At 36.4% G+C, this 23,681-nt stretch carries 24 protein-coding genes, 1 pseudogene and 2 riboswitches; of the genes and pseudogenes, 17 read left to right on the forward strand and 8 right to left on the reverse strand.

Going from position 1 to position 23,681, the window contains the following annotated elements:
- Window positions 1-91 precede the first annotated feature (91 nt).
- The 3 genes from AC3WSO_RS11620 to AC3WSO_RS11630 all read left to right on the forward strand — a co-directional run bounded on the left by AC3WSO_RS11620 (window position 92) and on the right by AC3WSO_RS11630 (window position 1,224).
- The gene (locus tag AC3WSO_RS11620; RefSeq protein ID WP_492530910.1) at window positions 92-541 is read left to right on the forward strand and encodes an HTH domain-containing protein; all 450 of its coding nucleotides are present in this window, start codon (window positions 92-94) and stop codon (window positions 539-541) included.
- Between the two features lie 108 nt (window positions 542-649).
- Entirely contained in the window at window positions 650-874 is a 225-nt protein-coding gene (locus AC3WSO_RS11625; protein WP_492530912.1) for a WYL domain-containing protein, read from the forward strand.
- 77 nt (window positions 875-951) lie between these two features.
- Window positions 952-1,224: a YhjD family protein gene (locus AC3WSO_RS11630; protein ID WP_492530914.1), complete on the forward strand. Its 273-nt coding sequence runs from the start codon at window positions 952-954 to the stop codon at window positions 1,222-1,224.
- 26 nt (window positions 1,225-1,250) lie between these two features.
- Here the strand turns inward: AC3WSO_RS11630 and AC3WSO_RS11635 are convergent, their stop codons facing one another.
- Together AC3WSO_RS11635 and AC3WSO_RS11640 are read right to left on the reverse strand one after the other, a co-directional pair.
- Complete coding sequence (locus AC3WSO_RS11635) at window positions 1,251-2,324, reverse strand: Ig-like domain-containing protein (protein WP_492530916.1); 1,074 nt, start codon at window positions 2,322-2,324, stop codon at window positions 1,251-1,253.
- 139 nt (window positions 2,325-2,463) lie between these two features.
- Window positions 2,464-2,916, reverse strand: coding sequence for a hypothetical protein (locus AC3WSO_RS11640; RefSeq protein ID WP_492530917.1), 453 nt, complete (start codon window positions 2,914-2,916; stop codon window positions 2,464-2,466).
- A 353-nt stretch (window positions 2,917-3,269) separates the two neighbouring features.
- Between AC3WSO_RS11640 and AC3WSO_RS11645 the strand changes: the two genes are divergently transcribed.
- The 3 genes from AC3WSO_RS11645 to AC3WSO_RS11655 all read left to right on the forward strand — a co-directional run bounded on the left by AC3WSO_RS11645 (window position 3,270) and on the right by AC3WSO_RS11655 (window position 5,301).
- A complete protein-coding gene (locus AC3WSO_RS11645; protein WP_492530919.1) occupies window positions 3,270-3,488 on the forward strand; it encodes a hypothetical protein in 219 nt (72 codons plus the stop codon).
- A gap of 79 nt (window positions 3,489-3,567) precedes the next feature.
- Window positions 3,568-3,954 (forward strand): hypothetical protein, encoded by a 387-nt coding sequence (locus AC3WSO_RS11650; RefSeq protein ID WP_492530920.1) that lies wholly within the window; start codon window positions 3,568-3,570, stop codon window positions 3,952-3,954.
- A gap of 150 nt (window positions 3,955-4,104) precedes the next feature.
- Window positions 4,105-4,288, forward strand: a riboswitch (cobalamin riboswitch).
- Window positions 4,289-4,536: 248 nt separating this feature from the next.
- Window positions 4,537-5,301, forward strand: coding sequence for a hypothetical protein (locus AC3WSO_RS11655; RefSeq protein ID WP_492530922.1), 765 nt, complete (start codon window positions 4,537-4,539; stop codon window positions 5,299-5,301).
- A 297-nt stretch (window positions 5,302-5,598) separates the two neighbouring features.
- On the opposite strand, the gene AC3WSO_RS11660 is transcribed toward AC3WSO_RS11655, so the two are convergent.
- A complete protein-coding gene (locus tag AC3WSO_RS11660) occupies window positions 5,599-7,539 on the reverse strand; it encodes a GTP-binding protein (RefSeq protein ID WP_492530924.1) in 1,941 nt (646 codons plus the stop codon).
- 141 nt (window positions 7,540-7,680) lie between these two features.
- Window positions 7,681-7,867: riboswitch (cobalamin riboswitch) on the forward strand.
- 169 nt (window positions 7,868-8,036) lie between these two features.
- Between AC3WSO_RS11660 and AC3WSO_RS11665 the strand changes: the two genes are divergently transcribed.
- The 4 genes from AC3WSO_RS11665 to AC3WSO_RS11680 all read left to right on the forward strand — a co-directional run bounded on the left by AC3WSO_RS11665 (window position 8,037) and on the right by AC3WSO_RS11680 (window position 12,228).
- Window positions 8,037-9,032 carry an ABC transporter substrate-binding protein gene (locus AC3WSO_RS11665; RefSeq protein WP_492530925.1) on the forward strand — a complete coding sequence of 332 codons (996 nt, stop codon included), beginning with the start codon at window positions 8,037-8,039 and terminating at the stop codon, window positions 9,030-9,032.
- 62 nt (window positions 9,033-9,094) lie between these two features.
- Window positions 9,095-9,772, forward strand: a complete 678-nt coding sequence (locus tag AC3WSO_RS11670) for a precorrin-3B methylase (RefSeq protein ID WP_492530926.1) — start codon at window positions 9,095-9,097, stop codon at window positions 9,770-9,772.
- Between the two features lie 154 nt (window positions 9,773-9,926).
- The gene (locus tag AC3WSO_RS11675) at window positions 9,927-10,052 is read left to right on the forward strand and encodes a hypothetical protein (protein ID WP_492530928.1); all 126 of its coding nucleotides are present in this window, start codon (window positions 9,927-9,929) and stop codon (window positions 10,050-10,052) included.
- A 187-nt stretch (window positions 10,053-10,239) separates the two neighbouring features.
- Window positions 10,240-12,228, forward strand: coding sequence for a S9 family peptidase (locus tag AC3WSO_RS11680; RefSeq protein ID WP_492530929.1), 1,989 nt, complete (start codon window positions 10,240-10,242; stop codon window positions 12,226-12,228).
- 112 nt (window positions 12,229-12,340) lie between these two features.
- On the opposite strand, the gene AC3WSO_RS11685 is transcribed toward AC3WSO_RS11680, so the two are convergent.
- From AC3WSO_RS11685 to AC3WSO_RS11695, 3 genes are all read right to left on the reverse strand, one after another.
- A complete protein-coding gene (locus tag AC3WSO_RS11685; protein ID WP_492530931.1) occupies window positions 12,341-12,883 on the reverse strand; it encodes a GNAT family N-acetyltransferase in 543 nt (180 codons plus the stop codon).
- Between the two features lie 529 nt (window positions 12,884-13,412).
- Window positions 13,413-14,609 (reverse strand): class I SAM-dependent rRNA methyltransferase, encoded by a 1,197-nt coding sequence (locus AC3WSO_RS11690; RefSeq protein ID WP_492530933.1) that lies wholly within the window; start codon window positions 14,607-14,609, stop codon window positions 13,413-13,415.
- 62 nt (window positions 14,610-14,671) lie between these two features.
- Window positions 14,672-15,589 carry an alpha/beta hydrolase gene (locus tag AC3WSO_RS11695; RefSeq protein ID WP_492530935.1) on the reverse strand — a complete coding sequence of 306 codons (918 nt, stop codon included), beginning with the start codon at window positions 15,587-15,589 and terminating at the stop codon, window positions 14,672-14,674.
- Window positions 15,590-15,761: 172 nt separating this feature from the next.
- Here AC3WSO_RS11695 and AC3WSO_RS11700 point away from each other — a divergent pair, with 172 nt between their 5' ends.
- Window positions 15,762-16,238 (forward strand): dihydrofolate reductase, encoded by a 477-nt coding sequence (locus tag AC3WSO_RS11700; protein ID WP_492530937.1) that lies wholly within the window; start codon window positions 15,762-15,764, stop codon window positions 16,236-16,238.
- Between the two features lie 246 nt (window positions 16,239-16,484).
- Window positions 16,485-16,977: pseudogene (locus AC3WSO_RS11705) on the forward strand (HIT family protein).
- 39 nt (window positions 16,978-17,016) lie between these two features.
- Here AC3WSO_RS11705 and trhA read toward each other — a convergent pair.
- Window positions 17,017-17,652 (reverse strand): PAQR family membrane homeostasis protein TrhA, encoded by a 636-nt coding sequence (gene trhA, locus AC3WSO_RS11710; protein ID WP_492530938.1) that lies wholly within the window; start codon window positions 17,650-17,652, stop codon window positions 17,017-17,019.
- Window positions 17,653-17,924: 272 nt separating this feature from the next.
- Between trhA and AC3WSO_RS11715 the strand changes: the two genes are divergently transcribed.
- The 5 genes from AC3WSO_RS11715 (at window position 17,925) to msrB (ending at window position 21,437) form a co-directional block, all read left to right on the forward strand.
- Window positions 17,925-18,767 carry a DegV family protein gene (locus AC3WSO_RS11715; protein ID WP_492530939.1) on the forward strand — a complete coding sequence of 281 codons (843 nt, stop codon included), beginning with the start codon at window positions 17,925-17,927 and terminating at the stop codon, window positions 18,765-18,767.
- Between the two features lie 190 nt (window positions 18,768-18,957).
- Window positions 18,958-19,890: a GDSL-type esterase/lipase family protein gene (locus tag AC3WSO_RS11720; RefSeq protein ID WP_492530941.1), complete on the forward strand. Its 933-nt coding sequence runs from the start codon at window positions 18,958-18,960 to the stop codon at window positions 19,888-19,890.
- A gap of 4 nt (window positions 19,891-19,894) precedes the next feature.
- Complete coding sequence (locus AC3WSO_RS11725) at window positions 19,895-20,470, forward strand: YpmS family protein (protein WP_349659925.1); 576 nt, start codon at window positions 19,895-19,897, stop codon at window positions 20,468-20,470.
- A gap of 12 nt (window positions 20,471-20,482) precedes the next feature.
- The gene (gene msrA, locus AC3WSO_RS11730) at window positions 20,483-21,016 is read left to right on the forward strand and encodes a peptide-methionine (S)-S-oxide reductase MsrA (RefSeq protein ID WP_492530943.1); all 534 of its coding nucleotides are present in this window, start codon (window positions 20,483-20,485) and stop codon (window positions 21,014-21,016) included.
- Window positions 21,009-21,437 (forward strand): peptide-methionine (R)-S-oxide reductase MsrB, encoded by a 429-nt coding sequence (gene msrB / locus AC3WSO_RS11735; protein ID WP_492530944.1) that lies wholly within the window; start codon window positions 21,009-21,011, stop codon window positions 21,435-21,437. Before msrA ends, msrB begins: the two co-directional genes overlap by 8 nt.
- A gap of 269 nt (window positions 21,438-21,706) precedes the next feature.
- Here the strand turns inward: msrB and AC3WSO_RS11740 are convergent, their stop codons facing one another.
- Window positions 21,707-23,551, reverse strand: coding sequence for a methyl-accepting chemotaxis protein (locus AC3WSO_RS11740; protein ID WP_492530946.1), 1,845 nt, complete (start codon window positions 23,549-23,551; stop codon window positions 21,707-21,709).
- Window positions 23,552-23,681: the final 130 nt, after the last annotated feature.

Here is a 23,681-nt window from a genome sequence, read left to right on the forward strand (position 1 = left end):
CGTGAAATATGTATTTATTACAATATTTAGTATATAATATTGTAATAATAAAACAAGTTTTTGTGTAAAAAATATAAAGAGGTGTAATATAATGGATGAAATTCAAGATAATATAGAAGTATCTTTACTATCCACTCCATCAAATCAATCTGATTACCTTAGAGAACAATTTCAAAAGTTAATTAAAAAATTTAATTTAAAGTTCCAACAACTTTCGAAAATGTTTGGTATGACCATAAATGAGGTAGAAGATTTAATGAATGGTTCAAATAACATTACAAACCAAAAGTTTGAAGATGTAGAGAATAAATTAGCAATGTTGAATTATGGTTTTGAAGGTTTTGATGCAAAAGAAAGGGTAAAAGTAATATTGAATACTTTGTTAACTGAATACGAGTTAACGACTGAAAACTTGTCTAAAATTATTAATGTAGAAGAAAAAGAACTTATAGATTTTAAGGAAGATCAATTACTAGAAAAAACTATGGAAATAAAGATATCTGTGAATATCATTATGCTTAATTTTGTTTTACATAAATAATACTTAAGCCCAGGTACTCAATTAATTTTGAGCCTGGGATTTTTTTAATTTCCTTAATTTTCACTTGCTAAATTACAAACGAATGTTCTTGTTGAGAGGTGTGGAATGATGAAAAAACAACTGATTAAAGCGATGCAGCGCAACCAATTTTTAAATATGATGTACATGGCTAAGGACGGTAATGTGTCAAAAAGACGAATCAAAATCATTAAGATTGTTGGTGATTCGTTTCAGGCGTATTGTTTTACGAGGCAAGCCAAACGTACATTTAGGATTGATAGTATATTGGCAGTTGTTCCAATCGTCCACAAGGAGCAAGAGGTTGTATGTTGAATATTGAACAGCGTTAATTATTTCATAATTTTGTAATTTTGGATATGGCAGTTCAATCATTATAGCGTGATTTCAAAGTGATAGAAAATCTTAAAATGAGTAAGGTCTACTTGCCAATCCTTGAAAAGCTTCTAAAGGACATAACACAAGATTATTACAACTCTAAGAGGCTGTTAGCCAAAGATAAAATTAAGGTAGTAAAATGGGAAAAAATAGATGAATACTTTAGCGATGTACATGTAGCTACATCTGGCAATGATGTAGTTCTACGATATGCTAATATGGCACTAAAAACGCAGGTTGAAAATTTATTAATTAGTCACCAAAATAAAGACCAGGCGCTCGATTGAAAGTGAGTACCTGGTCATTTTTTTGTTTAATATTCTCTTACTTCAAATGAAGCTATTTTATCATGAACAATATATTCCGTTACTTTTTTATAAGGTGAAATTGTTTTTGAAAATTTAAATGTTGATGTGCCTTGAGCACTATCAAACCAATTTAAGTAGTTGTTTAAAACGGTATTTGTAACATCATATTCTTTTGTTATGCCGTTCACCAATGTGATACTTAGAATAGCATTCGATGATTCATTGTTTAATTTTTTAACGATAGCTGTAGCAGTCGCAACTAGTTCTGTGTTTTCGACCTTAGCAGTAATAATTGCTTGACCTTCACGAATAGCGGTTACATTACCATTCGGGTCTACAGTGGCAATTGATTCATCACTTGATGACCATATTACATTTGCGCTATTTGGTGTTACAGTGGCAGTTAATTTTTCTGAACTACCTTCCAAAAGTTCTAATGTATTTCTATCTAATGAAATAGAATCACTAGAGTCTATGTTAGTTAACTCTCCATCTATATCTATAGCATCTAGATCATATCGTACAGTACTGTCAGTCCCAACTTTTGACGTATTATCATCCGCATAAATAAAAACGGAATGTTGCTTATCAGTTAATCCAGATTTTTCATATACTAATGCCTTCTTAGTTTCAACAAAACCAGTTTGATTAAAACGTTCAGTAACTCCATCTATTTCTATAACTATATTAGAAGAGCGGTACACAGAACTTTTAAGTCCTATAAGTCTAAATTTCGTACCAGTAAAGTTGAATTTAATTCCATTTAATTCGTTAATAAATGGATGTTTTAATAAATAAGATGAATATCCCGAGTTATAATATTGATCATTTTGAGTTTTGTGTACATCACCTAGATACTCGATTTTAAGATTTGAATCATCATATCGCTTCCAACCCTTTTCAGGTTTTTTTAAACTATCCCCAACTACAGCACTATTCTCAAGAGTAGTATTTAAATTAGTTACCCCTTCTTCATAATCGACTACTTCAGCTGCAGATGCATTCCCAACACTTATACTAACAAGTACTACTAACAAAAATGCTAGATAAATAAACCCTTTTTTCAATAACTTACTCACTTATGTATCCTCCTTTAAATTATATATAGCAATACTAAAAACTACAAAGATAACTTTAAACAATAAGGGACTAATTTACCATAATAAAAATCGGTTATTTTCAATAAAAAAAGCCACTCATTTGAGTGACTTAAAATAATTATTCTATGATAGTAGCAATAATTGCAGGGAATCCTAAATCATCTTTTCCATTGTATGTCCCATAAATAGTTACTTCAGAATCCATACTAATATCTTTTAGAGAAAGATTGTTTACTGAGTACATGCCTTTACCATCACCTTCAGCTGTTGTAACAGTAAATGTTCCTCCAGTACCTTCGCTAGCAATATTAGTAACTTTCCCACTGATAGTTACCTTTGTGTTTTTTTCAACTTCATCACCATTTGCTTTTACAAAATCTAATTTAATCGCTTCAGCTTTCAATTTTTCATTTAATTCATTTTGTGAAAGACCTTTAGTTTCAGTAACTTTATCTGTTGCATCTTTTTCTTCAGCAGCTGGTGTTTCTTCTTTAGGAGCAGCTTTCTCTTCTTCTCCACATGCAGTTAATAATAGTGTTGATAATGCTCCAACGTAAAATAATTTCTTCATTTAAAAATTCCCCCTCTATATTACCATTTTAGGAAACTTAGATTTAAAAGTACATATAAAAAACAAATAATACATAAAATGGTAATTATTCTTTCGTTTTTTACTTAATTTATTCATAAGAAAATAAGTATAGATTAGATACTTTTAAAACTATAAAGAAAGGATGGATGAATGAACGAACGAAAAAATATTAGATATTTTAGAGAAGGAGGCTATAAAAAGAAATCAAGTCATGAGAAAAGTCAAAATGGATGATGGGACAATCTATTATACATGTGGTGAGTTAAACGTTAAAAGGTTAGCAAAAACTGCTTTAACTTTATTAACATAGACTTAGTGAATGAGGGATGTTAATGAGAAATAAAAATTATCGTGAAACAGAAATCGATAAAGCTGAGTTAACTGACTCTGAAAAGAAATTTATTGAAGCATCGTTAAAATTTGCACCTCCTAATTCAAAAGTAGTTAAAGTTGAAAATGATGGTTACACATACTTTAGAATTGGAGAATTAAATATAGACAAGGCTGCTAGATTATTTTATGAAATGTTAAAAAGACAGGGGAAAATCTAATAAGAACTTTGTATTTATTTGAACATATTAAAAGGTAATATCCGTCTTACCTCGAATAATGTTGTAAGAGGTGATAGCAATGGAGGATAAGGCGTATTGGAAATGTGATTATACTTACGAAGAAAAAAGCGAAGTTAATACTGCTGAATATAAGTCGCCTAACCAATATGATAATTCAACTAAACTAAATATGGTTGCTAAAAGCTTAGCGAGAGAGATTAAAAATGAAACAGGTCGTACCGTTAAAAGTTTCATTCGATTAGTGGAAATGCCAGTGGTGAGTAAAAAGATATATCAGGTTGGCGACATTAAAGCTAGAAATGGGGTAAGTCGTGGTGAAATTATTTACAATGTGGCTACGACAGAAGAAGAAATAAAGGAAGTAGAAGAGAACAGAGAAAATTTACAGAACCTACTTGTTGATATGATGTATCAATATTATAAAAAGAATAAGGATTCTTTATAATATTTAGAGGGGTAACACCCTCTTTTTTTATTTGCAGTTTTTCAATTTCTTGACAGTAGGTAAACTACACATTACAATTTAGTTTGATAGTCAGTTAGGAATATTTACTCTACAGTTTCCGACATCTTTAAAACGGCTAATTTTACAACTGAATAGCGTGGAGTAATAGGTGTAAATTGCGTGCAATTTACTTAAAAGGGAAGTCGGTGCAAATCCGACACTGTCCCGCAACTGTAAATGTGAGCGACTTTTCGTATACCACTGTTTAGCGACGGGAAGGGGAAAAGTAGCGATGATCATGAGTCAGGATACCTGCCTATTATGAGTACACACCATAACCCTACGAGGAATAGGAGGTGGCATGTTGACAAAACAGAATGCTCTGTTCGTCACCGTACGTCAAATGCCCAAAATAAAAGAAGGTAATCGCTTTCAAGGCGATTCTTTTATGCTTGGGTATAATTTGACATTAAGTGATGAATGAAAACGATAGAATGAAGGATTTCCTCTAGTTTTAGGAAATCCTTTTTTTATGTATAAGAAGACTTCCGTTTTGAAAAATATGTACGAAAAGAGGATGCAATGATGACGAATATTCATGTAAGTACAGCACAGGAATCGCAATATGTAGAAATGAAAATTTGTAAGCAGCCACGCACTGAACTTGCCAAGAAAGCTACAACAAGAATGGTTGTAGAATCCCTTGTCGATCAATTATTAGCTAGCAATCTTATTAGTAATGAACGATTGTTTGAACAAATTTTATATAACAAAGATATTATTTGGATTCAAAATGAAAGTTTTAATGGCCACCTTTTTGCAAAAGCGAATATTACGGACCAACTTAAAACAAAAACAAATGATTTTATGATGTATATGCCGACAAATCCAATTGTGTACGATGTGAATGGCGAACATTATCATTTAATTACACGTATCGATTCGACTCGTGCAAAACCAAATTTAGAGCGACTTTCCCAAGCACCTAAGCCAATACTAAGTGCTGCTCGGGTCAATGATTTATTGTGCTCGATAGTGATGCGCTTTTATGAGGTATATTTAGAAGATTTATCACGAGTAGTTTATAAAAATAAACAACTGATCAATTTTATAGAGCGAGAGTATCTTCAATTTCTAAAAGCTGTGAAGGAACTAAATGATCATCATTTAAATTGGCACCCACGTGGAAATGGTCATGAACTATTGCTTGAACTGATTGATAATTTACAACTTTTGAAAAGTCGACCTGGCAAGGTTTTAATGGATTTTTCACATTCCCATAGCTACGTTGTGGTGGAATCTTCATATCCTATTTATAGACAGGGTCAGAAAACGATACAAGCTTAGTAAATTAAATATGTGCGGGATGAATTTCAATGCCTTTAGGAGAAAGATATATTCCTTGCAAGTTAATAGAATGGAGTTGTCCGTATAGGTAGATACCCGCGCGAAGCAAGATTACCCGCGGAGAGAAGGCAAATACCCGCGAAAGGAAGGGGAATACCTGCGGAAGCAGGTCGAATACCCGCGAAAGGAAAGGGAATACCCACGCGAAGCAAGATAACCCAAAAAGCATAGTAACTCTCCACGAAACATAAGAAAACAGGACATGGATCTAACAAATCATGTCCTGTTTTTATGAATTTAGTCAATACAATGCATTGCTGCTTGTGCTTCGTGCCATGGAACGGAGTAGCCCTTGCCTTTTGCGCAAAAAATACTAGAGGATGTATAGTCGGGATCGGCGTTCTTATCGTAGCAGATTTGAGCGATAATTTCTTCTGTATTGTGACATATATCGTAGCCATCAAATTGTAGGGAAATTACGCCCTTCCCATTGGTGTAGGCGGCAAAGGTAGTACTGTAGCTCATAAATGTTGAGACAGGGGCCCGGCCGGTTACAATCGCATCATGTTCAGTTATGATTGGTGCGTCAAATGTACCCGCAGCTTGCTGAATGTCGGTCATCATGCGGCCGATGAAATCACTAGAAGCTTTAAGTTTAAAGCGGTAGTATGGCTCTAGTAATACATTTTCTGCTTGTTCGAGCCCTTGCCGTAATGCACGGAATGTTGCTTCACGGAAATCGCCACCTTCAGTATGCTTATTATGTGCGCGTCCCGTTAAGAGTGTGAAGCGAATATCTGTTATTGGAAAACCAGTTAACAGCCCATGATGATCGCGCTCGAATAAATGTTTTTCAATGAGTCGTTGATGCCCAACTGTTAAATCATCCGCGTGGCATGCATTGACAAATGTATTGCCCGTGCCACGTGTATTTGGCTCCATCAATAAATGGACTTCTGCGTAATGCTTTAATGGCTCAAAGTGACCATAGCCTGTCACCGTTGTGGCGATCGTTTCCATATATAAAATCTGGGGTTCGCTAAATGAAATGTCTAGCGAGAAGCGTTCATGAAGCACTTCGATAAGAACCTCGAGTTGGATGATACCCATAATATGTACATGAATTTCTTGGAATTTTTCATGCCATAGCACACGTAATGAAGGTTCTTCTGCTTCAAGAATACGGAAAGTTTTTAACACGTCCTTTATATGCTGAGTACCTTCATAGTGTACTTTTGCCTGTAAAGTCGGTACTAACTCAAAGGGCTGAGAATTATTCGAAGAACCAATAATATCGCCGATGTTTGCTTGACTAATCCCTTTTAATGCGAAAATCTCCCCAGCCTCTACCTTTTGAGAAGTTTCATACCGGTTGCCATTGTATAGTCGAATCTCCGTCACTTTTTCAGTCACGTCTCCAAATGAAAGTTCATCACGAACATGTAACGTTCCTTGCAAAGATTTGATAAAAGTTAAGCGTTGATGTCCATCATGACGAATTTTAAACACCTCACCTTGAAACGGAGTATTGTTATTAAATTGTGTCTCTGTAAGGAGGGGGAGCTGTGTTAGGAATTCCTTTATTCCACTATCTTTTAAGGCAGACCCAGAAAAACATAGAAAGGCCTTTTCCTGTTTAATCATCTGAGTTAAATGAGTAAGGCAGTTAGAGCTATCTAATGTTTCATTGAGAAAAGCATCGAGAATGTGTTCATCACGTTCAGCAAGCCACTCCATTATGTCGTTTGAAACATAGTCGGAACGGAGCGGTTCGTCTACGAATAAAACATCTGCAGAGCAATCTTTTTGAAGCGCAGCCATTACTGCTTCAACATCTGCACCTTCACGATCAATTTTGTTGATAAAAAAGAAGGTTGGAACATGATATTGGCGTAAGAGGTGCCACACTGTTTCAGTATGACCCTGTATTCCTTCGACGGCACTAACAATAATGATGGCATAATCCATAACCCGAATGGCACGCTCCATCTCTGGAGAGAAATCGACGTGCCCAGGTGTATCGATTAAGGTATATGTATCATTCCTAAGCGTCATGCGACCTTGCTCTGCAAAAATTGTAATACCTCGCTGACGCTCCAGCTCATGATTATCTAGAAATGTGTCCTGGTGATCCACTCGTCCACGGGATTGAATACTGTTTGTATGAAATAGTAACTGCTCAGAAAATGTTGTTTTACCGGCATCCACGTGAGCAAGTACTCCAATTGTTACATGCATAAAAAGATCCTCGTTTCTATTTATTCATTTAACAACATTGTAACAGAATTGGTATAAAAAATATTTCATATAGTGTTTATGTCGCAATAGTGTTAATATATGTATGATTGCGAATTTACTAGTCAATTAATATATACAACAAAATAAAAACGACGTATTGGTGTAAATGACCTTTGTTATTTGCTTAAAAGGGAAATCGGTGCAAATCCGATGCTGTCCCGCAACTGTAAATGGGGAGTCTATACAAGATGCCACTGTAGCCACACTATGGGAAGGCGTATAGATGATGAACCTAAGCCAGGATACCTGCCATTATGTATTTATTACTGAATCCACGAGGATGGGGATAGTGAACAGGTTGAAAAACCTTTCTTTTGCTATGCTAACCTCTTGGAAACAAGGGGATTTTTTTATGCCCTTTTCTAGAATCGCTATCTGGTAGCATAGAAGTCTAAACGATTTCTTTCTATATATTTAACATCAAAGGAGAAGAGGACATGAAGAAATGGAAAAGCTCATGGCTAGTCTTTGCAATCGCATTGCTGGCTATATTGGGTGCTTGTAGTGAAAAGGACAAACTAGAATCTGCTACACAAAGTGAGAAGGTAGAGGCTTCACAAGCTGAAAAGTCAGACATAACGATTGAAAATAATGGAACAACGCAAGTATATAAGGAAGCCCCAAAAAAAGCGATTAGCTTAAATCAGCACGTGACAGAAATTATGTTAGCTTTAGAGCTAGAAGATTCAATGGTAGGGACGGCGTACTTAGATGATAAAATTTATGAGCCCCTACAAGCGGCCTACGATAAAGTGCCTGTGTTAGCAAATCAGTATCCTACAAAGGAGCAGGTTATTGATGCAGAAGCAGATTTTTTATTTGGTGGTTGGAAAAGCGCCTTTGGAGAGAAAGGTGTTGGTACACAAGAAGAGCTTGAAACATTAGGCATTCACACTTATTTACATACAGCCTCAATCATGACGAAACCAACTTTAGACGATATTTTCATAGATATTCGAAATATCGCAAAAATTTTTCGTGTTGAAGAACGTGGAGAAGCACTAATTGAAAAAATGACAAAGGATGTAGAGGATGTCCGTGCAAAATTACCGCAAGATGGAGAAAAACTACCTGTTCTAGTGTTTGATAGTGGTGATAAAGAGGTCTTCACTGCAGGACAAAACATTATGAATGAACTTGTTACAATGGCCGGCGGTAAAAATATTTTTGGTGATGTAGAATCGGGTTGGACTACGGTGTCCAAAGAAGATGCAGTAGAACGTAATCCAGCAGTCGTAGTTGTCATAGATTACGGAGAAACAACAGCGGAAGCAAAAATAAATTTCTTAAAAAATGATCCAGCCTTAAAGGAAATGGAAGCGGTCAAAAACGAACGCTTTGTGATCCTACCACTTTCTGCTGCCTCTGAAGGGGTACGTGCTGCAGAAGCCATTCAAATTTTGGCGAAAGGCTTCTATCCTGAGAGTTTTTAAGCTATCCAATAAATTGGGGGCTAGCAATTGGCTAGCTTCTTTCTTCATAAGGAGAAGTATTTATGAATGCATTCCGTTCGAATATACCGGACAAAACCTTCGAAAACTTAAACAATAATGCGGATTTTACTCGCCTTGCAGTAAGTCCAGGCATTATTAATAAACATTATACCCCTGCACAATTCCAAACAATAGCAAAGGTTGTAAGGGAAAATGGTGCCATAAAATACTCTGCCTCTTACTGCCTATTATTATCTATCCCAACAGTAGAAGTTGAAAAGACGATTGAGGAGCTAGAAGACGCTGGCTTTTATGTGGCAAAGCAAGGTCCGATTGTAGCGATGAAAGCATGTGATTTTTGTGATGGTGACAAGATGGAGGCAGCACCAATTACAGAAAAGCTATATCATTCATTAAAAGGAATCACTGTCCCTACAAGATTACGTGTAAATGTCAATGGTTGTGCCTCTGCCTGTTATAATGCGGTGTATGATGATATTGGGCTTGTCTATCAAAAGGATAGCTTTGATGTTTATTTAGGGGCAGTGCCGATGGGAGCGAATGCAAAAGCCGGGACACTCTTTGCGAAAAAGGTAGGAGTAGAGCTTATTGAAGGCTTTTTAAAACAAATCATTGAGCTCTATCAGAAACATGCTCGTCCGAATGAACCCTTTTATAAATTTTATCGCAGAACAAATTCTGCAGATTATTGGAAAGATTTAATCTCCCTCTTATCATAACAAGGGCTCTTAGCGACTGATTGGCTGTTCTATCGCTTTCAAGTAAATCCGGCTTCGAAAAAATAACTTCTCCTAACCCATCCTCCCAAAACAGTAAAAATTATAGATTAACTATAGGAGTGAACTTGATGGAAAAAATACCAGTAATGGCGCTTTGGCAGTAGGACTATGCCGGGGAAATTCGCTTCGAAATTCAATCGATTTTGCCACGAAAGTTGCTGCTTATGTCGTTACACAAATGGGGGCACAACCATCAATCCCGGATTCACTCTTGAAATAAATGAAAGCCGTAGCTGTTCCTAATTATTACGAAGAGCTACGTTTTTTTTATACGCAAGTCATCAGTTGGTATTCGAAATCCTCTTTAGAATAAAAAACAATTTCTCTGAAAAAGAAGGAATAATACTTAGTGTATCGAAATATTGTACTAAGTAATCAAATTTTCACACAAAGGGGATAAGGAAATTATGACATTGAAACAAGGGATAAAACCAGAAGATCTATATAAATTAAAATCAGTGGCAGATCCACAAGTATCACCTGATGGAACAGAAGTGGTGTATGTACAGACTCATATTGATGAGAAAAAAAAGGACTATGTGTCTAATTTATTTTACATAAACTTGGATGATAAAAAACCGCAACAATGGACATTTGGGGAAGATAAAACGCATTCACCTGTTTGGGCTCCGGATGGCAGTAAAATCGCGTTTGTGTCATCGAGAAATGGTAAGCCGCAAATTTTTGTTCTTTCAAAAACAGGCGGGGAAGCTAAACAAGTTACGAATTGTAAAAATGGTGCGACATCGCCTACTTGGTCTCCTTGCGGAGAGAAAATTGCCTTCTCTGTACAGCTTGGTAAAGAGGAAACCATTGATGATAAAGTTGAGAACAATCAAAAGGAAGACAAAGAGCTAAAACCACTTGTAATAGAAAAGATGAAACATAAATCAGATGGAGCGGGATTTATGGATATGGAGCAATTTTCTCAAATTGCGATCGTTCATCTTGCATCAGGAGAATTAGAGCTACTGACGGAAGGGAAACATAATTTACAGCTTGGTACATGGTCTCCGAATGGAAAATATATTTCGTACATTGCGGACTTAACTGAGGATCTAGACTTTTCATTCATATGTGATATTTATTTATTGGATTTAGAAACGAAACATGGTCGTAAGCTAACAGATGGATCAGGGGTGTTCTACCAAACTTCATGGTCTCCGAACAGCCGCTTCATAGCTTATATTGGAAGTGAAAGAGAATTTGAAAATGCAACACAACCAAAGCTATGGATTTATGATTTGGACAATGATAATCAGACATGTGTAACGAGTGAATTTGACGCGCCTGTCGGTGATTTTGCTATCGGTGATTTCCTTCAAGGTGTTGTTCCTCCGCGCATTCAATGGCTAGAGGATAATAAAAGCTTTTACTTCCAATTGACAGATCACGGAAATACATCTATTTATTTTGGCAATCTATCGGGAGAATTGTATCCAGCTATTCATGATGATCAATATGTATATGGTTTTTCACTTGATGCTAAAAATGATAGAGCGGTAGCCGCAATCAGCACGACTACAAATCCTGGGGATCTATTTTACGTAAATTTAAATACCGGTGAAAAGGAACAGCTTACTACAGTTAATGAAGAATTTTTAAAGACGCGAGCATTATCTGTTCCAGAAGCAATTGAATTTGAAGGGGCAGATGGCTGGAAAGTAAACGGCTGGATGATGAAGCCTATTGGATATGAAGAAGGGGAGAAATATCCACTTATTCTTGAAATCCATGGTGGTCCGCACGCAATGTATGCTAACTGTTATTTTAACGAGTTCCAAATCCTTGCTGCACAAGGCTTTGCGGTTCTATATACGAATCCTCGAGGAAGCCATGGTTATGGTCAAAAATTTGTGGATGCAGTACGTGGTGATTATGGTGGCAATGATTATAATGATCTAATGGCTGCTGTTGATTATGCCTTGGAGCAATATGATTTTATTGATCAAAAGCGTCTCGGTGTTACAGGTGGAAGCTATGGGGGCTTCATGACAAACTGGATTGTCGGACAGACAAATCGCTTTAAAGCAGCTGTTACGCAACGTTCCATATCTAACTGGATAAGCTTCTATGGCGTAAGTGATATCGGCTATTACTTTACAGACTGGCAAATCCAAGGGGGACTAAACGATATAGAGAAGCTATGGCAACATTCACCACTTAAGTACGTGGACAACGTGGAGACGCCATTGTTAATTTTACACGGCGAAAAAGACTATCGCTGTCCGATTGAACAAGCAGAGCAATTGTTTATCGCCTTAAAACATCGTAAAAAAGAAACGAAATTTGTGCGCTTCCCTGAAGCCAATCACGAACTTTCAAGGAGCGGAAAGCCAACGTTACGAATTAATCGACTAGAATATATTAGAGATTGGTTTGTAGACTATCTATAAGAAAAATATTGGTGGCTTAAGAAGTGGAAAGACTTCTTAGGCCACCTTTTTAAAGGGAGGGAAAAACCTTTTCATCTTGAGGAAGGAAATAGTTGATTGAAATACTTTTGAGCTATTCATTAATTATTCCATAATACACCAAATCCTCATATTTTCCGTCTTTAATGATGTGGTCCTTTAAAATTCCTTCTTGTTTCATACCGATCTTGTCCATTACTTTTCCAGAAGCGGGGTTCGTTGAAAAATATCGAGCAAATACTTTATGTAGTTTCTTTTCTTCAAAAGCGAAATGAACAATCGACTGCGCCGCCTCTGTGGCATAGCCTTTTCCCCAATACTCCTCGCCAATCCAATAGGCGATTTCACCTTGCTTAAAACGTTTATTATTCGATAATGCAATGGCTCCATATAATTCGCCGGTTTCCTTATCTGTAACTGCAAACTCGTACGAAATATCCTGCGTAAAATTATCGTAATGATGTTCAATCCATGATAAGGCATCATCTAAACTATATGGATAAGGTAGGTGCATGGTGCTTTTGTAAATATTATAGTTATTGCAAAGCTTTGCAACCATTTTTGCATCAGTTGTTTCAAATAATCTAAGAACGAGTCTTTCTGTAGTAATCATTAATTTTTCATGAACATAACCCATTCAATCATCTTCGTTTATCGATATTTGGTGTTATTTAAGAACCCGAAAGAGGAAACATATAAGCAAATAACAAAGATGGACATTAAGTTGTCAAATAAACTATTTGTTTTATAATTTTTTAACATAAATAATCCGAAAACGATTCCTAATAGAAATAGTAAAGGCCAAAAATATGAAATGATATTAAGTGTTAAAACAGTAGATGTTGAATTAATAAAATAAGTTGTACAAATTAATCCAAAAGTAACTGAAGTCATTGTCATCATGAATGATTACATTTTTTAAAATTCCAGTCTAATTCACTCCTTTTCAAGTTTCCGTCTTGTACTACTTGATAAATGCCCCAGGAAAGCACCCAGTTGAAATAAAACTCAACCCTATTATATGACTATATATCAATAATCTGTAAATGATATTTTATAACATTCTGATAATTTTAACAATGTATCAAGAGGGTTTATCTAAATATTTCTGCCAAACAAAAAGACAGAATCATTTGGGAGTGATAGTGATTCTGTCTAATTTTCATTTAGTTAAGTTTTTGAATGAAAACAACCTTTAAGTAATTGAATTCTGGATATTCACGTGGGGCTCGGAAATCCTTTGGTAAGTTGAATTCTTCAACAATTTTATAAGCTGTTTTAGTTTCTTTAAATGCTTGGTCAATGAAGCTCTTGAATTTTTTCATCCCGAAGCTTGCATTGTTCGTTGAGGCAACAATAATACCGTTTTTCTCCGTAATAGCGATTGTATCTACTAGTAATTTAGGGTAGTCTTTCGCAGTTGAGAACGTTCTTTCCTTCGTACGTGCAAAGCTTGGTGGATCTAAAACTACAAGGTCAAATTTTAAATTGTGGCGCTGAGCATATTTAAAATAGTTAAAGACATCCATTACTTTAATGTCCTGTGATTCGTAGTCAATGCTATTAACGCTAAATTGCTCAATTGTTTTGGCTAAACTACGCTTTGCAACATCTACACTTGTTGTTTTTACAGCTCCTCCAAGTGCCGCTGCAACAGAAAATGCCCCCGTATAGGAGAACGTATTAAGCATATTTTTACCTTCTGCATAACGGTCACGAATGGCAAGTCTCACTTCTCGTTGATCAAGGAAAATACCTGTCATGGCGCCATCGTTTAAATTAACAGCGTATTTCATATTATTTTCCGATACGATAATTGGGAATTCGCCAGGCGTTCCCATGACAAAATCATCCTGTTCCATATACTGACCTTTCGTATCGAAACGTTTTTTCTCATAAATAGCCTTGTAGTTTACTGTCTCTGCAAGGGCTTCATATACTTCTTCTTTAAATGAATAAATGCCGGCGCTATACCAGCTCACCATATAGTAAGAATCGAAAAAGTCAATCGTTAGACCGCCAATGCCATCACCCTCGCCATTAAAGATTCGGAAGGCTGTTGTTTGAGGATTGTTGAAAAAAGCTTCACGATTTTGTATGGCCTTATTAATTTTTTTCATAAAAAAGGCTTTGTCAATTTTTTCGTTAGCATCGGTCGTTAGCACCCAACCAATACCTTTATTTTGTATGCCATAGTATCCTGTACCAATAAAACGGTTATGATTATCCATAAGTCTTAATAGTGCACCTTCTTCTTTTGGAAGATGACGTGCATCAACTGCATCTTTCGAAATAAGAGGGTAGCCTTTTTTTAATTGATCAGAAAATGGATTGTTAATTTGTAAAGCAATAGATTGTGTCATGTTGTCATCCTTTAAAAAACGTTTTGCTCTATTATCGCACTATTTTATGTCGATAGACAAACTTATTTCACGAAATTAGCAATTTTTTCAGCTGTTTCAATCGTCGCTTCTTCAAAAAAGTTCATTTTACTAAAGTAACTATGGATTAAACCAGTCATATTGACATGTTCAACAGTCACTCCGGCGTCTGTAAGCTTATGCGCATATGCAAGACCTTCATCGTAGAGGACATCAGCCTCAGCTGCAATAATGATCGTTTTCGGTAAAACACTAAAATCCTCAATCTGAAGTGGAGAAACAAGTGGATTCATATAGTTTTGTTCATCTGTGTAATGACCTGCAAACCATTGCATTCCTTGTTTGTCTAAGCCAAAGTGTTCGCCGTATGCATTGTAAGAAGCCGTTGTAAAATCAACATTGACTACAGGATAAATAAGTGCCTGCGCTTTAATCACGGGTCCATTACATATAGCAGCTAAATAGGCAGCTACTGTTGCTAAGTTTCCGCCTGCGCTATCACCAGCGACTGTCAGATTTGCTGCATCTCCACCAAAATTTTGGATGTTTTCGCTAACCCAAACTAAAGCGTCGTAGGCATCGTAGAGCGGTGTAGGGAATGGGTATTCTGGAGCTAGGCGATACTCAACCGAGATAACGATTGCTTGTGCTTTTTCTGCTAATAGCTGACAGCCTGCTTCGGTAGAGTCTACATTTCCAAATACCCAACCGCCACCATGATAATAAACAATGACAGGAAGCTTTTCGTCTAAAACAGGTTTATAAATGCGCACATTAATTTGTGCGCCATCTCGAACAGTAATATTTCTATTGTCAATTGCCGCAAGCTGTGGGCTGTGCGGTGACGTCCATTTCGGCACAATTCGAATAGCTCTTGCTTCTTGTGGTGTTAGTTCATAGTACTGTTTAGAAGAATCACTTGCTTTTATATAACGGATCGCTTCATCTCTTAATTTTGTCATCTTCATCAATCCTTTAAATTTCTTTTGTTAATTACATTATAAACTATTCTTATAATATTACTAGGATTTGATATCGGAATTGAAAATAATTTAATTTCTATACAGAAATAATCTGATTGTAAAGTTAAATTATGTTTATAATATAATGAACGATAGTATTTGGGGGGACAATATGATTTCTTTAATAGTGGCACATGATAATAATTATGTGATTGGTTATGAAAATGGCATGCCATGGCATTTGCCTGGGGATTTAAAATATTTTAAGGACAAAACGATGGGGAAGCCAATGATTATGGGGCGTAAAACTTTTGAATCCATCGGTAGACCGCTTCCTGGTCGACGCAATATTGTCATTACGCGTGACGCAAGTTATCATGCGGACGGTATTGAAGTGGTGACAAGTTTAGAGGGTGCCCTCGTCCTTGCTGGGGATGTTCCGGAAATAATGATTATTGGCGGCGAGCAAATTTTCCGCCTATCCATGGATATCGCAGATCGCCTGTACATTACAAAAATTAATCATTCGTTTAATGGGGATACATACTTCCCGAAATATGAGGATTTTACAGAAGTATCCTCAGAGGAGCCAGAAACTGCACCAGAGGGCTACACATTCCAATATCAGATTTTTGAGCGTAAAAATTAAAGACAATAAGTAGTAAGGAAGCACGGTTATGAATGACCGTGCTTTTTTGTGTTACTAAATAAAGGTGTTTGGGAATATTTGTGGAATAAATGATTATTAGGCTTATTCCCGTGAAGTGGGGGCATTTATGTTTCGACCGGGCGTTTTAAATTCGATAAGTCCACCGAAGTGACGGAAAGTTCCTGGCCAGGTCCGATGAGCCGCTTCACATTCCTATAGTTGAATCAAACGGAAAGGGGTATATCTGTGAGAAAAATAACCTTATCCAATGGAGAAACGGTAGAAGTTGAATGTTTGAGCTGTGCAATAACGAATGGACTCGTTGAACCGGATGGAGGAGTAGTTATTGAGACTGACTATTTTCATGCCCATCAAGATGTTGCTTATCCGATAAAAGGATTAATTATTTTAGCATCTAAGCGCCATATTAAATGTTTGGATGAGCTAAATGATGAGGAGAAAATGGATTATATAAGCCTTTTATCAAAAATCAGAAAGGCTCAAAGGGACGTTGGGTATAGAGCATGTTTATTATTTTTACAATGAGGATACGACCCATCATTTTCATACGTGGATGGTGCCGCGCTACGAATGGATGTACGAATTTGGACATTCAGTAGAATCGATTAGACCAGTACTACTTCATGCGAGAAATAAAATGAATAATGAAGAAAATAAGCAAGAAATAATGTGGGCAATAAAAGCATTAATGAAGGAATTAAAAGGTAATAACAAATAAGAAAAATCGCTTCTTTTTTATGGAAGCGATTTTTCTTATTTATAAGTAAAAATAAACACAAGCATACATTGAGCCACAACCAGCCAATACAAAAAGATGCCAAATTGTATGATTGTAGGGAAGTGAACGCCATGCGTAAAAGAGAGCTCCAATCGTATAAAAAAGCCCGCCTGCTAATAGTAAGGCAAAACCATGAAAGCCTAAGAAAAGATAGACAGGTTTAACGGCGAAAATAATTAGCCAGCCCATACCGATGTAAAAAATTAAAGAAAGCTTCTCGAATCGATTAATAAAAAAGCATTTAAAAATAACGCCTAGTATCGCAAGGGACCAAATTATACATAATAACGTAATACCTAACTTGCCACCAATTGCGATTAAAAGGAAAGGTGTATACGTTCCAGCGATTAATATATAAATAGAGGAATGGTCAAGAATAGCGAAAAAGTGTTTGTATTTTTCAGGCATGCTATGTAGCAATGTTGACATTAAAAATAAAATGATCACAGAAGTGCCAAAAATAGTGAACGTAGTAATTTGGAGCGCACTTCCGGTTTGAACTGCTGCTAAAATTAGAACAACTAGAGCTGGAATACTTGCGATAAATCCAATGCCATGAGTAATGGCATTCCACAATTCTTCCTTCCATGTTTTGTAGTCAAAAGAATCAATCATATCGAACACTCCTTTCGTGCATACATTTACTATACCCCAATAATTTTCATCCTGGTATTTACATTTGTCATGTTTTCAACATCAAAAGTGTCATATAAATGTCGAAATGTATGAGGACATTGTTAGACAAGGACTGAACAAAGCGCTATAGTATCCAAGGTAGCGGATTCAAAATGGACTAAAACGAGCGAAACCTAATGACAAATGTCATGTTTACATAATGATTCATTAGTCTATATAATAATTTTAATGAAGTAAAAGGATGTGTCGAAGTGGGACGAATTCATATAGTAACGGACTCAACTTGTGATTTAACAAAAGAAGAAGTAACGCAGCATGGTATACATATTGTGCCTTTAACGATTCAAATTGACGATAAAACATATATAGATGGTGTTGATTTAGAACCACAATCTTTTTTAGGCTTAATGAAAAATGCTAAAAATTTACCAAAAAGCTCACAGCCTGCACCGGGGAAATTTAAAGAATTGTACGATGAGCTTGGTAAAGACGGAGATCAAATTATTTCTCTTCATATGACTGGTGGTATGAGCGGAACAGTGGAATCAGCTCGTCAGGCAGCGCAAATGACAGATTCTGATGTAACTGTGATCGATTCACGTTTTATTGCTATAGGTTTAGCTATTCAAATACGTGAGGCTATTAAAATGCGCGACGCTGGCGCTACGGTTGAGGAAATTGTTGAGCGTCTTGAGAAAGTGCGCGAAAATACGTATTTGTATGTTATTGTTGATACACTTGAAAATCTTATTAAAGGCGGACGAATTGGAAAAGGGACAGGTTTTATCGGTTCTTTATTGAACATAAAAGTAATTGCAAACTTAGAAGGTGGCGCCTACAATCCAGTATCCAAAGTACGTAGCCATAAACAGGTTGTGAACTACTTATTTAAACAATTCCAAGCAGACACAGCTGGAAAAACAGTGAAATCAGTTGGGATTTCTCACGCAGAGGGTTTGACAACGATGGGTGGACCATTAAAAGAATTAGTTGAAGGAACAGGTTTTAATGAAGTAGAAATTGCCTTTACTTCACCAATCATTTCAACGCATACTGGCCCAGGTGCTATTGGTTTTATTTATTTTGCAGAATAATATATAAGAGCTACTACATAAATAATTGTAGTGGCTTTTTATTTTCATGTAGCTGTTGAAAAATGCATAGCTCATTATTCGAATAAAAGATGTAAACACACATTTTTTACTCAAAACCTAGGTATAGTGACTTTTCATTGCACTATGAACTATTCTATAATAGAAGAAGAAAATGATGGAAGGTGGTCAAATGAGCATTTGGCGAATAATGGTTTTGTCATGTTTGACCGTCTTAGTACTAAGTGGTTGTGCAATATCAATAGATGAACCGGATCCGCAAGCAGACCCAGAAGGGGAGCAAGCAAGGACGGAGCAAGATATGAAACAGGATGAGCAACAAACAGAAAATGAGGAAAAGACCTCAAAGAATGTATTGACGCAAATTTATGAACATTTTTTTGAGCCATCACCAGAGGATTTAGGGAAGATTGATGATAATAACGCAAAGCAACTACATTACTTAGCACTCGGAGATTCTTTAACTGCCGGTGTTGGTGATGAGTATAGTAAAGACGGTTATGTTGGAAGATTAACAGATTCATTAATAGCTTGGCCCTCGATTTCAGATGTTGAAGTCGATAATCGAGGAAAAAGAGGAAGACGTAGTGATCAGTTATTAAAATTAGTGGAAAAAGGGCATTATGATGAAGAGTTGCAAAAAGCACAGCTCATTTCAATTACAATGGGTGGAAACGATGTCATGAAGATCGTTAAAAACGATCTGTTTAATTTGAAACGAAATGCTTTTGATAAAGAATTGCGGGCATATAAGAAACGTTATAGTAAAATTATTGAAGGCATTCGAGAGAAAAATCCAACAGTACCTTTATTACTTATCGGTTTTTATAATCCATTCTCCATCGTGACAAATGAAGCGAATGAATTTGATTCAATTATTACGGAGTGGAATAAAGTCATTGAAGACATAGCTAAGAAAGATAATAATGCGTGCTATGTGTCAGTGGAAGACCTGTTTGATTCAAATAAAGAGCTCGTTTATCATACGGATTTCTTCCATCCAAATGCTAAAGGCTATGACAAAATGAATGAGCGAATAATAAAGGCAATGGAGAAATGTAACATGGAACAAATTGTTAACAAGGAAATAGGGTACGAGGAGTGACAAAATGAATAAGTGGAAATTTGCATTTTTTGCTTTAGCGGGCACACTGCTTTTTGCAATCCTCCTCGTCGTTTTTTTAGCAACTAGACCAGTAGATGGAGTAAATTTAGCGGAAAGTACAAAAGCTGAAAGTGAAGTAAAAGGAAATGTACTCGTTGTGCAAACAACAAGGAAGGAATTAGAATCTATATCGAAAAAGTATTTAAAGGATGCGGGGTCACCATTACCGTTGGACTTTACGATTGGCGACGATATTCAATTGAAAAGTACATTAAAGGTTTTCTATACAGAAATCGATATTTCTATGAACTTCGATCCGATAGTGGATGAGAAAGGGAATATTATATTAAAACAGACAGGAATGAATGTTGGGCTGTTAAATATTCCACCTGAGACAACGATGAAAATTATGCGAGATACGGTGGATTTCCCTTCATGGATTTCAGTCAATCCGGATAAGGCTGAAATCTATATTGATTTATCGCGCGTAAACATTGCTTCAGGGTCTCGTATCAAAGCAAAAGAATTAGACTTGCCTAAGGATAAAATTTTACTAGAAATTATTGTTCCTGGTGCATAAGGAGTGAGATAAATGGCAATGCAATATGCAACATTTGCAGGTGGATGTTTTTGGTGTATGGTCAAGCCTTTTGACGAAACACCTGGCATTGAATCAGTAATTTCCGGTTATACGGGTGGACATGTTGTCAATCCAACATATGAACAAGTATGCTCTGAAACGACAGGGCATTTAGAAGCGGTGCAAATACAGTTTGATGATGAGCTATATTCTTATGAACAATTACTCGCGACATTTTGGACATTAATTGATCCAACAGACGCTGGAGGCCAATTTTATGATCGTGGAGAGTCCTACACAACCGCGATTTTTTATCACAATGATGAGCAACGTGAGTTGGCTGAACGTTCTAAAGCTGATTTACAGGCATCCGGTAAATTCGATAAACCTATCGCAGTGAAAATTTTGCCGGCAAGTTCGTTTTACCCTGCAGAAACTTATCACCAATATTATTATAAGAAAAATCCAATGCACTACGAGCGCTATGCTGTAGGATCTGGTCGCAAAGCGTTTCAGGAGAATCACTGGGGGCTGAAAAATGAATAAAGAACAACGTTTACAACAGTTAACGGACATGCAATACTACGTAACACAGGAGAATGGTACAGAGCCACCGTTCCGAAATGAATATGATAAGCATTTTGAAAAGGGTATTTATGTAGATCTCGTGTCAGGGAAGCCATTATTTAGCTCGCTTGATAAATTCGATTCAGGTTGCGGCTGGCCTGCATTTACAAAACCGGTTGAAAAAGAAGAAGTAACGGAGCATTTCGATACATCTCATGGAATGCGTCGCGTAGAAGTTCGCAGCAAAGAAGCCGATTCCCATCTAGGACATGTCTTTCCGGATGGACCAAGTGAGCTTGGAGGCTTACGCTATTGCATTAACTCTGCAGCACTCCGTTTTATACCAAAAGAGGATTTAGAAAAAGAAGGCTATGCAGAATACCTTTCATTATTTAAATAACAACAACTCCTAGCAGGAATCGTGCTAGGAGTTTTTTTATGGTTTAAAATGATTTTTATATCGAGAGTGATGGAAAGAAAGGTTAAAGTGACGGAAAGAGTCATCGAAACGACGGATGGACTTGTCAGAACGAGAGAAAGAGTCATCAAACCGACGAATGACCAATCAATGCACGAAATCGAATGACATTAAGTTAGGTTCTGGGAAATTTGGGTAAGCTACTACATTGAGCTTCACGCAAACATGTGATTGAGAACCTTTTACGACGTTCAAACTTTAAATTCACTGACAAGATTTCGTAGACTATCTGCTTGTTGTGCAAGCTCTGTGGCAGCGGCATTAATTTCCTGCATGGATGCAGATCCTTGAGTTGCCGCAGCGGCAGAAGTGACGGTGTTGGTAGCTGATTGTTCAGCGTATGCATTTACCTGTACAAAATCATTCGCTACATTATGACTATAATCAAGTGTTAGTGCAATCTTTTCTACCATAGTCGTGATAATTGTCGATGTTTCTTTAGTATGGGTCAAAATATTGGCTAAAGATTGATTTGTTTCATTCGTTACTTCAACCCCGCGAATAACGGAAGATACACCCTCGTGGTTTTGAGAGATGATGGATGTTACTTCATCTTGAATGGACGTTACAATGGATGTTACTTCTTTCGCAGCATTTTGAGATTGCGCTGCTAGCTTTCGAACTTCATCAGCGACAACAGCAAAGCCTTGTCCGTGCTCGCCAGCGCGTGCTGCCTCAATCGCAGCATTTAAGGCAAGTAAATTTGTTTGCTCTGAAATAGCAGTAATCGTGCCGATAATAGATGTGATATCGGCGGATTTTCGGCCAAGCGCTTCAACAGTGGTTGTCGTGCTAGCCATTGTTTCTTCTATAGCTTGCATGACAAACGAAGATTGTTGAACGGAGCGACTGCCATCATTAGCCGCCTCCTGCATAGCTAAAGATGCACGCTGAACAGCAATTGCTTGCTCATTTAACTGGTGCACAGAATGCTCAAGATCACTCATTTTTTGTTGCGCGCTCGTCATACTTGAAATCGTATTCTCGCTGTCAGATGCGATATCAGCCGTAGCATCTGCAATATTCTGTATAGTACGGGCATTTTCGTCAGCTAAAGACATTAGCTCTTGGCTACTACTTGAAACGTGGTCCGCTAGATTACTAACACGTTTTATCAAATTAGATATTGATTCAATTAGTGTATTAGTTGAAGTGGCAATAGATGAAAACTCGTCATGATTACGAACTTTAACTCGTCGTGTCAAGTCTCCGCCAGCCCGTGCAATATCGAGAACGGAATCGTTAATAGCTTGTGTATTGTTTCTTAATGATTTAAATAACATAAAACCAAAAATAATAATGGCAATAAGTCCAAGTATTGAAATGAAGAAGAAAGAAGTAATAGATAGAGTAACTTGCTTGTTAAGCTTATCTAGTTTCGCTTTATTTGCAGCATCCATAACTTCATTAATGGACTCGATATTTTTATCAATATACGCCTTCATCGATTCTCCAGCACCGTCCATCATCAGTTTACGAGCTTGTTCAAGTCCAAGTTCATCACGCATTGTCATAACCTTACTAGAATACTCAAGGTAATTTTTATAATATTGATTGATCGCCTGTATATGACCTAACTCTAGCTCTCTTTCTGTAAACTGCTTTTCTAAGGTCTCCATTTTTTTATCGATGGTATCAATTTTCATTTTATAAGAAGTAGCGAAGCTTCCGTTCCCGGTAATTAAATAGGCTTGTTCTAAATTGGTGAGCCTCGCAATTTCATAAGCAAGTTGGTTAACCGTTAATTGTTCTTGAACGTTTTTCTCAGTAAAATCCTTCATTTGTCTTTGCAGATTTTCAATATTGATATACGAAAATAAACCCATTGTGCCATTTATAATAATGAGAAGAGAAAATATAATAAGCACTTTGCCTCGAATTAAATGGTAATAACGTTGTCGTTTTTCTTTGATAGGAGGGATATTATGCCTACCATCTTCTAAATCATATTTTTTCTTTTTAGAAAAAATATTTTTAAAGAAAGATAGTCGTTTCTTTACGAATTTACTGTGTTTATGAGAGTCTTTGATCGTCATCACCTTCCAACTTTTGAATAGTTGATTTAAATTTTACCTTATTTTTATAGGTATTTCTATCCTTTTTCTAATAATTTTAATTTTTCAGATAAATTATAGATATATTTTTCTGTGAGGAAAGTCCAGTTAT

This window comes from Lysinibacillus sp. EB106-09-02-XG168, assembly GCF_058791475.1.